This is a genomic window from Thioalkalivibrio sp. ALMg13-2 (assembly GCF_000381185.1).
GTDB lineage: Bacteria > Pseudomonadota > Gammaproteobacteria > Ectothiorhodospirales > Ectothiorhodospiraceae > Thioalkalivibrio > Thioalkalivibrio versutus.
Window position 1 is genome coordinate 1 of sequence record NZ_KB906121.1, and the last position, 12786, is coordinate 12786.

At 59.0% G+C, this 12786-nt stretch carries 8 protein-coding genes; 1 reads left to right on the plus strand and 7 read right to left on the minus strand.

What is annotated here, in order from left to right; translation table 11 throughout:
• Positions 1 to 231, plus strand: a 231-nt coding sequence (locus F618_RS14900; RefSeq protein ID WP_019568711.1) for an ATP-binding protein, incomplete at its 5' end; no start/stop codon positions are given.
• Here F618_RS14900 and F618_RS0112110 read toward each other — a convergent pair.
• The 7 genes from F618_RS0112110 to F618_RS0112140 all read right to left on the minus strand — a co-directional run bounded on the left by F618_RS0112110 (position 220) and on the right by F618_RS0112140 (position 11951).
• Positions 220 to 651 (minus strand): AAA family ATPase, encoded by a 432-nt coding sequence (locus F618_RS0112110; protein WP_019568712.1) that lies wholly within the window; start codon positions 649 to 651, stop codon positions 220 to 222. The two genes, F618_RS14900 and F618_RS0112110, sit on opposite strands and share 12 nt — an antisense overlap.
• A 438-nt stretch (positions 652 to 1089) precedes the next feature.
• The gene (locus tag F618_RS0112115) at positions 1090 to 1305 is read right to left on the minus strand and encodes an AlpA family transcriptional regulator (protein WP_019568713.1); all 216 of its coding nucleotides are present in this window, start codon (positions 1303 to 1305) and stop codon (positions 1090 to 1092) included.
• A gap of 101 nt (positions 1306 to 1406) precedes the next feature.
• Entirely contained in the window at positions 1407 to 2195 is a 789-nt protein-coding gene (locus F618_RS16010) for a hypothetical protein (RefSeq protein ID WP_155998022.1), read from the minus strand.
• Between the two features lie 180 nt (positions 2196 to 2375).
• Positions 2376 to 5144, minus strand: coding sequence for a phospholipase D-like domain-containing anti-phage protein (locus F618_RS0112125; protein WP_019568715.1), 2769 nt, complete (start codon positions 5142 to 5144; stop codon positions 2376 to 2378).
• A 3-nt stretch (positions 5145 to 5147) separates the two neighbouring features.
• A complete protein-coding gene (locus F618_RS0112130; protein WP_019568716.1) occupies positions 5148 to 8180 on the minus strand; it encodes an anti-phage-associated DUF1156 domain-containing protein in 3033 nt (1010 codons plus the stop codon).
• Positions 8177 to 8821 (minus strand): anti-phage-associated DUF3780 domain-containing protein, encoded by a 645-nt coding sequence (locus F618_RS0112135; protein WP_026331224.1) that lies wholly within the window; start codon positions 8819 to 8821, stop codon positions 8177 to 8179. The genes F618_RS0112130 and F618_RS0112135 overlap by 4 nt, the downstream gene beginning before the upstream one ends.
• A gap of 10 nt (positions 8822 to 8831) precedes the next feature.
• On the minus strand, positions 8832 to 11951 hold the full coding sequence (locus F618_RS0112140; protein ID WP_019568718.1) for an anti-phage-associated DUF499 domain-containing protein: 3120 nt from the start codon (positions 11949 to 11951) through the stop codon (positions 8832 to 8834).
• Positions 11952 to 12786 lie beyond the last annotated feature (835 nt).

A 12786-nucleotide genomic window follows, 5' to 3' on the forward strand; every position in this document is an offset into this window, starting at 1 on the left:
TCGGTGCTGTTCGAGCTCATCGCCCATCGCTACGAGGCGGGCAGCCTGCTGATCACCTCCAATCAGCCCTTCAGCGCTTGGGACGCCATCTTCCCCGACGACATGATGGCCGTCGCTGCCATCGACCGGCTGATCCATCACGCCCATGTCGTCGAGCTCAGCGGCGAGAGCTACAGAAAGCGCGCGCACACCGAGCAACGCAAGAAAACCAAGACCGCCTCAGCGGTCTGACAACACCGACGACCAACCGGCCAAAGTGGTTGTCGCTGACCGGCCAAAATAGTTGACGTCAGATAAACAGTGTTTCACCACGGCATGGAGACGCCTGTGAATCTCGTCGCGGTCATCCTCGGCGGACAGGATCAGGCTCGAGCCCTCCACCCCGAGCTCCATACCAAGCCAAGGGGTGCGGGTTGCGAGGCTTACGGCCAGTTGCAGCTTCGCGAACGATTTCCCGGTGCCTCCGGCGGCACCCAACAGGCCAACCACGTTGTGCGGCAGCACGTTCCGCACTAGCCATTCACGCGCCGGCGGGGCTGTTGTCAGAAGGTTCGCTACGTTGCCGGACGCGAGGTCGAGCGGCTGAGCCTCGTCTGGCGGATGGCTCGCCGCGACACGCTCATCAAGCCAAGCAGTTCCTCGATCAGACATGGGCACCGACCTCGCGAGCGGCGGCCCGGATCCTTCCAGCGGCTAGCGCAAGCCGTTCCATGTCGCTCTGGGTTGGCGTCCGCCCCTCGTGAATATCTTCCGCAACGATCACTACCAGCAGGGCTTCTTGTGCCAGGGCATCGAGTGCTTCTCGCGGCACCCATCGTTGGCTCGGTCGAATAGGTGACCTGCTGATCGGGAGCTTGCGTGGGAAGAGCTCCCGCATCTCCAACCCAACAGCCCTGACCACATCTGCTGCACCACACCCAGCCCAGCATTTGATGAGGAGCGTGCCGTCTTCCGTTTCTCGAATGCTGAGGCTCGGCGTGCGATCCGGATGTGCGGGGCAGCGAGCCGACCATCGGCTAGGCCCGGCTGGCTTGACCGCTTCCAGCCGGGGTAGAAGGCGGTCCAGCGGGGTGTCGTGGGTCCCTTCGCTCACCGCGCACCCCCTTTGTTATCGAGGAGAGTGCGGGTTGCAGAGATCCGTTCCTTGATCCAGTTGTCGACTTCTTCCTCAATCCAGCCGACAGCGCGGCCACCAAGGGGGATGGGTGCAGGGAAGCTACCCTCTGCGATGCGCAGGTAGATCGTCGAGCGGGAAAGACCCGTCCGGGCTTTCACCGAGGGAAGTCTGAGGATTCGCGTAGCCATGTCTGTGCCTCCTTGGGCGTTGTTGGACATGGCTATCGATTATTCTGACGGCGTACCCTTGAATCACCGCAATTGCGGTACATTCAGCCGCAATTGCGGTACTACTTCGATTGTATAAGGGCGGCTCGGGCTCGAGGGAATTTGGTTTGCAGGGTTCTTTTCTTCATCCCGTAGTACCCATCAAATTTAGTAGATAGGAAATCGATAAGTTGGGCTTGACTTTTGAATTCAAGTTTCTCGTTGTTTCCAGGTATCTCACCCAGAATTGTTTCAATAAGAGCGGCGATGAGTATCTGGTAGGTAACCTCGGCGTTCTCTGCTGGTGGCTCGTTTCCTTCAAACTGAGACTTTATTGATTCTAGTTCTTTTTCAAGTCTCTTTTTCTCGTGCATAAGGCTCTCAGAGGTTTTCATATAGTCTTCCGCTTGCCTAGCCAGCGCTTCTTTTTCTGCTTTGAGCGACTCGTAGCTCTCAATAGTTATGGCATGGTGGGTATTTCGCTCAATGTCGTAAAATAAGAATTCAGGTTTTTCATTGGGGAAGGCTTTTTCCATCCATTCTCTAAGGTTCCGACCAAGGATATGGCGACGTTCGTGGGCAATGTGTTCTCCCGATTCGACTGGCTTTCCGTCTTCCCGACCATGAGGTAATGCGCCCGATTCAATAGCCTCAGCGATAGCTTGGGTTCGAGGCTTCAAGCAGGGGACTCCCGGGTGTTCCCAGATGCTTCGCCCGGGGCCCGATTGAGATACTTGCTCGGCCTCAGAAAGAATTGTTTCGAGCTCGTCGTGAGGCACTTCGCACCACAACGCTGCGGCTTGCGGTATAGAGTAGGCTTCATGTAGCGCGCGCATCGCCGCGCAGTTATCTTGTTCCCAAGGTTTGTTCATCTTCGGTTTCCGTTCTTGTGTGACAATGCAGGATTATTGGAGTGAGGGACTGAAATCGGAGCCATACGCGTGTGTATAGGTGATTTTCAATTCACTCTTTCAACGTCAAGTATGGGTGGGGAATAAGTTTTTTGGATGAGCCGGTCGGATGTGTGGTTGCAGAAAAGCCTGATGTCGGGATCACCATGAGCTTCGCATGATTTCGTCCAGATCCACCCGGGATAACACTGCGGTGCAGTCTCGCCATGGGTCGTCACCGCCCTCAAGTACGCTGTCGTTGTAACGCAGGTCAAACCCATTTACCTTCTTTCGGTTCTCGATTCGCTTGTCCATCTCTTCAGCAAGGCGTTCTTCGTTTTCGATCCATTCGTCCTCTATCGTGTCGGGAAGGGAACCGAATAGGTCGTAGCGATCCTGCATGCGCTCAGAGAGGCGGTCATAGATCGTTGCGTCCACGGTGTCCTGGTACACCAGGTTGAGCATGTCTACGTTGTCGCGGGTCTGTCCGAATCGCTTGATGCGACCGATTCGCTGTTCCAGCTTGACCGGGTTCCACGGTAGATCGACGTTGATTAGCGTACCGAGCGTTTGCAGGTTGAGCCCCTCGCAAGCCGCGTCTGTGGCGACCATCAGCCGGATCTCGCGATCCTTGACCATCCGCTTGAGACTTTCTCGATCCGCTGAAGTGGATTGCGTGCCTCGAATGAGCTTGCTTTTGCCGGCACCGGCGTAGAGACCAATCGGCTCGTCTGGGAATAACTCGGCAACCTGGCGGCCGATCCATGCGGCCGTGTCGTAATACTGCGAAAAGATGATGCAGCCCAGTTCGGCCCAGCCCTCGTCTGCAAGGTAGTGTCGCACCGCGGCGACTTTCGGGTCCTCCCCACCCAGAAGGTCGACCTGCTCGATCAGGTACTTCAGGGCATCCCGCTCCTCGTCGGTCGGGATGTCGACCTCGCTTTCTCCGTCCTCCAGAAGGTCCTCTTCGAGTTCCTGCCCCTTCAGTAGCTTCTCGGCCGTCGTGCGAGCGGCATGGGGGCTGGAACAGAGCCGTTGGCGCATGAGATTGGTCATGAACCCGGCTGCCTGCTTTCGCCGCCCGTAAGCCGCCCCGAACCGGTTTGCCGCTTCATAGGCATTGTCGAAGGCATCTCGGGTGCGCAGCGCATTGCCCTCGAAAAGCGCGTAATACCCACTTTCCTGCGTGACCCGGTCAGGGTCGGGGTGGAGGATCACGCCGACCTTCTGAAGCAGGCCCTTCTCCTCCAGGTCCGCCCGCTTGCGCAGGACCACATGCCGCACGATCGGGTTGTGTCGCTGGAAGAAAGTGGTGCCTTGGATTTGACGTTCGAGTTCGTCCTCGACCTTCTCCTTGGTGTCGCGATCCAGATCGGCCGCAGACGTGTTGCGGGGTGGCTCAAACTCGTGCAGCTTCATCCCGAAATCCCGCCGGATTTTTTCGTTCATCAGCCGATAATCGGTAAATGGCGAACTGTCCGTAGGAGGGATGGGCGAGCGCAGATAGGACCAGGCATCTTCGAAATCGAGTGGCTGTTCCTGCCCGGTAAGGAGCGGGATCACGCGATCCGGTGTATGCCAGGGGCTTAACTCGGTCCCAAGAACAAACCGGCCCTTGCCCTGGTGCAGAACCCCGAGCTGGCCCCACAGGTCGGCGATCTCCGTCTGCATCGGCGTGGCGGTGCCGAGCAGGACGTTGTCAGCCTGTTGCGCAAAGCGGCGAGCGTACTGAAGCAGCACGTTGGCTTCGCCCGCGCCCTTGCCAAGCCCCTGGCGCTCACGCGCCTTGTGGGATTCATCCAGCACCACGGTCTCGAATTGGAGGTTCTCCAGGATCTCGCGCTCCCGCGTGGGCTGGGAAAGCAGCCCCGTGGAGACCACCCCGATCCGGAATGGACAACGAGCGATCTCTTCCGGCCCCTTCGGTGAGACGATGTGCCCTTGCGGGTCGATCCATGCCTTGTGGAAGGAGCTCCAGCGACCCACCGGAATGCCGAGCTTGTCCAGCAACTCGACCTGCCACTGTTCGGTGAGTGTGGCGGGCGCGAAGATCGCGATAGGCTTGGCCCGGCGTCGTTTCGGGGCGCTCTTGTCCGAGTGAGATTGCAGGGCGAGCACAATGGTGGCCGTTGCCAGCGACAACGTCTTGCCAAGGCCGACTTCATCGGCCAGCAACAGTCGGACCACCCCGAACCACTCCCGGTGTTTCAGGGCTTCGCTGACGAAGGAGCGCTGCCACGGGCTCAGAGAGAACCCTTCCTGATACATCGGCGACTCGACGACAGCCGCAGGCCCAATGTCCTCGGGGTCCTCGATATCCTCGATCAAGGCCTCGACGCGCTTGGAGCGGCGTTGGATCTCCTGAAGTACGACGCGGGGGAGGGGAGTCGATCGCTCCCACAGCCAGTCGAATTCGTCCTGCACCCACTTAACCCCGTCGGACGACTCGTCCGACCAGAGGATCTCGTAGTTGCCTTTCCAACCCATGCGGGTCTCATTCATCGAACCGATGAACGCCAGTTGGCTGCCGTCCTCGCGCTCGATTACCCCGGCTTTGCCGTGGATCAGGCCGCAGACCGTGTTGGGCACCACACGAATCGCATCGGGGTGCGCCTGAAGGAATTCGTCCAGAAGACGATAGCGATCCTGGTGGAGCAGCGCGTCCAGCCCTGGGTCCTCGTGGAGACGGCCGAGCAACGCCGCCTCCCGGTTCTTGGCGACCTGAAGGTCTTCGGCGGCCACATCGGCATTGCAGACGATGCGCACCTGCCCGATTCGGGATAGTTGCTCCCCCGCGATCTCGAATAGCGACGAGGTGAAGTACCCCGCGATCCGGTCGTAACGCCGCGCCTGTTGCAGTTCGTTCGTCAGAACCGTTACATCAATTGGGTCCTGGCGGGTGGAGTAGCGCCGAATCGGAGAATCCGCCATGTCTTACCAGCCCTCGTTCCGGATCCGGTTGGCGAGGATCTCTGCCTTCTCCGCTTCCTCGGGGCGCCGTTCAGCGACCATCTTGGCGATGAATTCGGCTACGGCCATCAGGTTGGGGCGCTGTGGGATATATGTGGCACCAAGGTTCGACTGCATCTCCGCCAGCACCGTCTTGGGGTCTTTGTCATCCATCAACTCGCGGATCGCCAGCAGAACCTCTCCGAGGCGGGTTCCGGCCAGATCGCCGTTCAGCAGCTCCCGGCCTTTGAAGTCCTCGGCACCTTTGAGGCGGGACTTGTCTGCCTTCATGGACGCCATCAGCGGTTGGTAGTCCACCCGGAATGCCTTGCCGAAGTTCTGGTAATTGTCCAGCTTGAACTGACCGGCTTCCTCGATCGCCAGCAGGCGGACGTAGAAGCGTTCGATTCCGGAGAGGTGTTCCCAGGTGTCCTCGTTGATCGCCTTTAACGCCTCCGGCACGAGGGCGTTGTTCGCGATCTCGGCTGCGTACTCGACGATCTCGTCGACCACATTCTTATGGCCACGCTTCTTGGGCTGAAGCGCAAAGCTACTCACTTCCCTACCGTCGATTTTCGTGTAACCGGTGAGTACCTTCAGTGCGGCGGCGTAGCCAGCCATCTGGAGATCGGCGTCACTGAAGACGCTCTTTCCGTGGGCTTCGGCCCGGTCGTTCAGCCGCATCATCTCATCGACCTGGGTGGCCACTTCGTTGCGGATCTTCGGGAAAAGCTGCCGCTTGAACGTCTCGCCGGCTCCTTCGCCGCGCTTGCGCAGGACCAGTGTCACGGTGCCTTGGACGTGGGCTCCCGAGCGAAGGGCGGTGCTCGCTTCAGTCGCGATGTACCACGCGCCGACGACCTGAAGCCCGGCCGCCCAGAAGATCGAGATCATGTCGCCCCAGACACCCGTGTCTTGGTGCGTGAACATGACGCATTGGAGGCCGTTGTCGGGCATGTTCTTCGCCATGGTGGAATAAGACTCCACCATCGAGCGACGGAAATCCTCGCCCGCGCCCTGGATTGCGAGCGCCCTGCGTGAATCCCAGTTCCATTCATTGAAGGGGGCGGGTGGGTTTTTGCGAAGCCAGGCGATGAAGAACTCGGTGATTTCGTGGTAATTCACGGCGTCTGCGTACGGTGGATCAGTTATCCATATATCGCAATCACTATCTATATCAGAAGAGTTCTTATTGCAGACTTCTACATCAAAACTCAATTCTGTCTTGCGGCCTTCCCGGGCACCAAAAACAACGCTATAAAAGGCGGACGAAGCTCTAACCGGGAAGTTAAAAAAAGTATTAAGCGCTTGGTTCGAAAAGAGGTGTTTTGGGCCTCCCACCCCGCCGCCTTGAGTTGGCAGCCACTGGCATAGCTTGTTGTTGTTATCCAATACATTCGGGACTAGTAATAGTTTTGATGGGGAGTCAACCGAAAAAGACAGGAAGAGGTGGTTTATTAATAGATGCCGAACGTTAAAAAGATGATGCCAGTACCGCCAGCCCCGCTCCCGCTGTAGGCGAGTGGTCTCATCCCCGGGTTCGATCGGCATATCCGGCACCAGCCCCTTCGCCTGCCAGTCCGCCAGGTTCTCATCGACTATGCTCTCGACCTTGCGCTCGCGCTCCAGGTCGGCATCCGTGACCGAAGCGAAGTAGGTCTCGGGACGTGAGCGGTCGACAGTGCCGGCCTTCATCCACTGAATGGCATAGAGCCGTTCCTGGAAGATGTCGTCTTCCCGCGGCATGAAGTCTCGCAATCCCCATTGCCGAAGCTGATTACGGCGAACGCCGTTATTGTCACGATAGTCCCCGCGCAACGTTGAGATAGGCGTGGTGTATCGTTGTCCGTTCAGCTCGTAGTCCAACTTTCCATTTTTAACAGTTCCAACTCTGGCATTCTTCACTTCCTCGGCGGAAGCATCTGTAACCACTTCGATATCGAAGCGCTTTGTCCGATGATTTGGGATGAGTTTAGCTATAACATTCCGTTTCGTGGAGATCACCCAACTGGGCGCCATTGGCACCATCCATCCGGTTTCTGGGCATTTTGTCTCCAAGCAATATAGGTACGCCTTTGCTCGATCCCCCTGTTCATTATGCTCGATGCCCAGTTTCGCGATTTCGGCGTCGACCGCCATGGCAACCTGCTGTTGGTCCTGCTCGATGCTTGTCCGATGGGTTTTTTCCGACCCAATAACGTTGAATGCACCCCACGTGAGCATGCAGGCGATTGGGTTGATGTCTGATGCGTAGGCATCGCAGCCGACGCGTGCCGCCTCGAAGGGGATGGATCCTCCGCCGCAGAACGTATCACCCACACGCGGACGATGCCCATAACGTAGGATGCCGAGTTGCTCGAGCAACTCCTCGTGAGAATGTGCCTCGATACCGAAGCGCTCAAAGTGAGCGTTGACGTCTCGCCATATGGGAGCATAAAGCTCTTCTTGGTCGAGCTGTTCAGGCCGCTTCGAGATCGTAACTTTCTCTTCATAGGTCATTTCGGCCACGCTCTTGGCCATCACTGACACCTTCGTCATCTCATCAATGCCGGGCTTCCAACTGAGGACTAAGCCTGGATAGGCCTCCATCTCTAGAGGAAAAGAAAGATCGCGAACGTCTTCTTTATCGAGAGCGTTTCCCTTTAAGCTGAAATTGAAAAACGTCCAAGGATGGTGGAGTGTAGCCCGCTCAGCGATTTCGTATGGCGTAAAGCGAAGTCCACGGCGGACAAAGGATTCATTATCCATGGCCATCAACTTCTCGAATATCGTTAGGTCCGCCTCCACGTCCTCGGTGACCGGAAGCAGACTAGCGAGCACAATGGCGCGGACCATGATCAGCGGCTTTCTACCCTTCCAGTAGGACCCCAGGGCCGTAAGGGTTTGGCCGGAAACGGCCTTTCGTTCTTTTTGTGCCTCCGCCGACACCTTCTGCGCGGGAAAGACCCGCTCAATTAGCGCCGGGGCGTCCTTGAGGCTTAGGGGTTCAAGATTCGCGCGCTTCGCTTCCATGCTCATTCCTTGTCATCCGTGAACAGGCCTAGGGTCGGGTCCGACGTGGTTTTGCTAGAGGTTTTCGCATCGTCCCCGAAGCGCGTTGAGCGCACGGTGGCTTCGGGGGTATCGCCCAGGGCGTACCGAAGCGCCATGCGCCAACCGCGACCCTTGCCGTCCGGGCCGCCGACCGTGGCCGCGACCATATCGAACAGCCACCAGCGTTCCTCCGGGCGCAGCGCCAGCCAGTTCCGTAGCGCGTAGGGCGTATCTTCCGGGGGCATGTCCTCGATGGCCCAGGCCAGCACGCACAGCTCCTTCCCGAGCATGCGGTCTACGGGGGTCGTGCCGACCTTCCACTGCGCCGTCGCGAGGTCGTGCATCTTCAGGCGCTCGTTGAACGCGCGCTTCACCGCTGCCTGAATCTCGGTCCAGTTGCGGCGCGGGACTACCACCCGGTCCAGTACCTCGTGACCGCGAGCCTCGCCCGCGACACCCAGATCCTCCGTAATGAGGACGGGCTGACTGTTGCCACGCGGGATCTCGACCACGAAGTGATGTGGCGCCAGCGTCTTGGGGACCCCGAAACCGGCTGTGTCATGCGCGTACTGCTTGGCTTTCTTGCTGCGGGTCATCGACTCCACCTTTTCCATTGCAGCGGCCATGACAACCACCTTATTGGCTCACGTTGTCGTGCTTGAGCTGAAGGCCCGCAATTTCCGCGAAGCGCTTGAGGTCCTCGCCCGTGGCGAAGTCCCCACCGCCGTTGCGAATAGACATCTGAACCTCGGCATCCGAGTCGCCCGTGGCCTTTCGCAATGACTCGATGGTCGACTCGATTACCGCTGGCGTGACCGCCCGCGAGTTGAAGTTCACCTCAATGGATTCCTCGCCCTCACCGACTTGAAGCCTTACCTGCGTGAAGCTGACGTTCCGGTCTTTGAAGTCCACGAGTACCTGAAAGACGGACTGGGTCGTATCCAGGCGAACCTTGGAGTTTTGAAGCCGAATGGGTTGGTGCGGATCAATCTCCGGGCGCCCATCGTCGTCGCCGCTAGGCTGGATCGTGAACTTCTCGGTCTGCTCGGATGCCCCGGCCTTGGCGTAGACCTGAACCAGGACACGACCGTCTTCGATCGGGAACGGACCGGTGTACTCAAACCCCTCGCGTGGGCCGGAACCGTCCGTGGTGTAGTAGAGCGCCGCCTTGGGTGTGGATTGAAGCTCGACCACGCGATGATCCGGCTTGCTGTGGACTTCATGGCGGATCTTGATCGGTGCCTTCCAGAGCGTGGCATCACCGGTTTCGTGCTTGCCGTCCGGGTCAATCGCCAGGAAATACAACGTCGGCTCGGCCGTTCGGAACTCTTCTAGGTTATCAGCCGCCGGGTCTTGTTCGGAGACCCCCTCATCGGGGCGGTAGTGAACCCGAGGTGTGTTCCCGGCGTGCTTGGGCACAATCTGGAGGTTTAACTCACCGGTAGCCTCGTCTGTGGACTTCGTGGTCACGCTGACGCTGGTTTTCTCCTTCGCGAAAGGCCCTTTCTCGATATAGCCATCGCTACCTTCGCGCCACATACCCCGCGCCAGCGCGCTGGCTTTGACCTGGTCGAGGCCCTTGTTTCCCGGCAGCCAGGGCCACTCGGGCTTTGCCGCTGCGCGCATGCGGATATCTTTCCACGGCTCGCGCTTCTGGCCTTCACGCCAGAGCATCGACTCAGCCATCGAGATCACGGAGTCGATCTCGCCATCCAGATCCGTAATGAGCTTCTGGTCGCACCGGGTTGAAGCCAGATATTTCTCGATCTGCGCTTCGGGTGCTTGCTCGTCCTTTCCGAACTTCAGTCCATTGTCGATCGTGGCCGGGGCCAGCGACCCTTCTGTACCCGGATAGTACAGGCGGTTGAACACGCTCTGGATGCTTTGGATGAAACCTTCTTCGGTTGTCTCCTTCAGGTCTCCAGCCTCCCGGATCTGGGCTTCATTGCCGCCTTGGTGGATGTCTCTCTGAATGCGCTCCAGGGCCAGTAACTCGCGGAAACGCGATTCCGCATCCCCAAGGAGATGGCTGTCGTGACTGGTCAGGACCAGGAGGTTGTTCTTGTGCTCCACGCTGTCGAAAAACCGCTGGATGTCTTCCGGTGGCGTGCTACCGTCGGGTTTCGCCACGACCAGCACGCGGGCATGCTTGATCTCCTCGGCGATCGTCTCCAGCGACGGCATCACCAGGACCTTCTGGTATGCCTGTTTCGAACGGGGCTCCAACGCACGTTCCAGCCACTTGCGCAGTTGGTCGTCCACCCGGTCCTGAGGCAGGTTGTCGGCGTCCTTCTGGAGCCGTTTGATCAGATTTTCCGTGTCCTTGAACAGCAGGTTCTCGCTGGCGTCGGTGTGCAGATACCACGCGGTCTTCCGCAGCTCGGTGATTGCCGCCTTGAATTCCTCGGCCTTTCGTTGCGGGTCGATGAGATATTCGATGACCTCATGCTCATGCAGGCCGGAATGCCCGTGAACCGCCTCGGAGAGCGAAGCGGAAAGGATCAGGTTGGCGACCTGAGTGCCCGCATCGCTGCTCAGGTGATCATTAATGGCTTCGGCGTGGGACGCCCCGTTATCCGCTACATCCCGGGCCACCGCGTTTCTCAGACCACGATTAATACTGTCCACCTGGCTGGAGACCAACGGGTCGTTTAGATCCATGTGCTGGGTACCGATCAGATAGACATCGTTGGTATCGCGATTCCAGACCGAGCGCACCACGCGGGCCGAGAACTCCAGCAATCCGCGCGTTTCGCGGAAATTGGGGTTGTCCTTAAAGAGGGCAACGAGGTGTTTGAAGCTCGGATGGAAGGGGTAGGTGGTGCGAATCTCTTCTTCGATCTGAACGAGCGAGCGGGCGTTGAAGTAGCCGCTGTCCTCGGCTTTGCGCACCTGCTCTGCGAATGCCTCTGCCACTTCGCCGATAGTGGATTCATCCGGGATGTCGGAAAACAGACGCTTGCGGATGATCGCGTACACCTCGTCGCCGTCTAACGATACGGGGGTGATCGAGGTGGCTTGCCGGTTCGCTTCTGCCTGAAGGTCCTTGACCAGCTTGCCGATCTGGCCCGAGTTGTCGGTGTACGTATTGACGAGATTGGAAAGAACAACGCAACAATTTTTCTTCGCCAGCGCCGCTTCGAAGAGGTTTGCCACTGCACGAGTAGCGACATCGGCCAGGGTTCCCGCTCCCATCGTACGAGTCGAAACGTACTTCAGGTACGGGGGGATCTCGTCCATCAGGATCAGCGTTGGCTCGTCACCCAAGGCTCGTAGCCAATCATCCTTTCCGGGGGCGGCATTGTCCTCCCAGAACGGCCGGAGGATCTCCGTGGCCTGGCCTCCAAGCTGCTCGGCCAGAGTGCCCCAAAGATGCTTCGGATGGCTGTTCCTCCCGTCGAACACCGCCACCCGCGCAGTCACATCACCCACGGCCTCCTGGGTGTTTTCGGGCAAGATTGCCGATCGATGCTCCGGGAAGCGCGCCAGTAGGCCCAGCGCGCTCATCAAGTGAGTCTTACCCCCACCCATCGCCTGCGCCAGCTCGAAGACCGCTTGGCCGCTCTGGCCAGCCAGCCGGCGGAGCCCCCCGTCCAGAAGGGCCTCCATGCCGCGAGTCATGTAGTTGCGCTGGAAAAACGCGGCACCCCTGTCATCACTGGCGATGGTCGACGAGAGCTCTTCGACACCTTCCGCGCTCTGGTAGCCGAGTGTCGTGGGGTGCAGGTCGCAAGCGTCTTTGACGGTCTTCAGCATGATATTCCTTGGCCTTGAGACTGGGATTCCGGTAATGCGCCGCATTATGCATTATCGGCATCTCAAGCTCCGACCCGACTGGAGCGGCATGCCATGCGGCGCCTCAGATCGTCGCCAACGCTTCAGCCTTACTCGGCGCGGTGCGGTAGGCGACGCAAGTACCTTGGTAGTGAGGGCTGGCATGGCGCTGCCCCCCGACAGTGGCGCTTCCATTCGCCACGTGCTCGCCGGATAACGTCCCAAGCACCCTGGCGAACTCCTCGGAACCCGGGCATCCGCCTGATCGACCAGCAAAACTGTCGCCACAGTTGAGCGCGTCGCTCTCGATCCTTCTCGGTGACAGCTTCCCGGATCCGTCGGCGCCATCGACTTTTTGCGAACTGGGTAAGCCGCCATGTCCAGCGTCCGTCTACTCGCACCAGTTCGTAGTCGGGCTCGGTGCCGGCGACCTCAGACGCGATCGTAAGGCGAGTCGGGCGCTCGCCTGCATCGCTCATCTGTTCCACCGCCAGAGCAGCGTGTCCATTCTCCGCCAGTAGCCACCAGCGCGCTCGAACTGAGCCCTTGGGGCACCAGACGACGAGGTAGGCATTCCCGACTCCATGTCGCTTTCTACGCTGCCGCCGAACTCTGTCGGCCTCTGTTCCATATTTCTCGTCAAACTTGACCCTCAGATGCTTGACCCTCTCGGCAGGGATTGTCCCGCTGGTCCAGTACCTGTATCCCACCCTGACCAGATCCTGAAGCCGCTGCATCACTACTGTTTTACGCGACTGCATGCGCTATCTCCGTGTTGTTGTCCTTGGCCGTCCGGTATTGGCGGCCGCACTCGAAG

What these genes read in the sequence shown, in the direction of transcription:
- F618_RS16010 (WP_155998022.1), bottom strand. Translation starts at nt 2,195, where the DNA reads ATGAACAAACCTTGGGAACAAGATAACTGCGCGGCGATGCGCGCGCTA.
- F618_RS0112130 (WP_019568716.1), bottom strand. Translation starts at nt 8,180, where the DNA reads ATGAGCATGGAAGCGAAGCGCGCGAATCTTGAACCCCTAAGCCTCAAG.
- F618_RS0112140 (WP_019568718.1), bottom strand. Translation starts at nt 11,951, where the DNA reads ATGCTGAAGACCGTCAAAGACGCTTGCGACCTGCACCCCACGACACTC.
- F618_RS0112135 (WP_026331224.1), bottom strand. Translation starts at nt 8,821, where the DNA reads ATGGCCGCTGCAATGGAAAAGGTGGAGTCGATGACCCGCAGCAAGAAA.
- F618_RS0112115 (WP_019568713.1), bottom strand. Translation starts at nt 1,305, where the DNA reads ATGGCTACGCGAATCCTCAGACTTCCCTCGGTGAAAGCCCGGACGGGT.
- F618_RS0112110 (WP_019568712.1), bottom strand. Translation starts at nt 651, where the DNA reads ATGTCTGATCGAGGAACTGCTTGGCTTGATGAGCGTGTCGCGGCGAGC.
- F618_RS0112125 (WP_019568715.1), bottom strand. Translation starts at nt 5,144, where the DNA reads ATGGCGGATTCTCCGATTCGGCGCTACTCCACCCGCCAGGACCCAATT.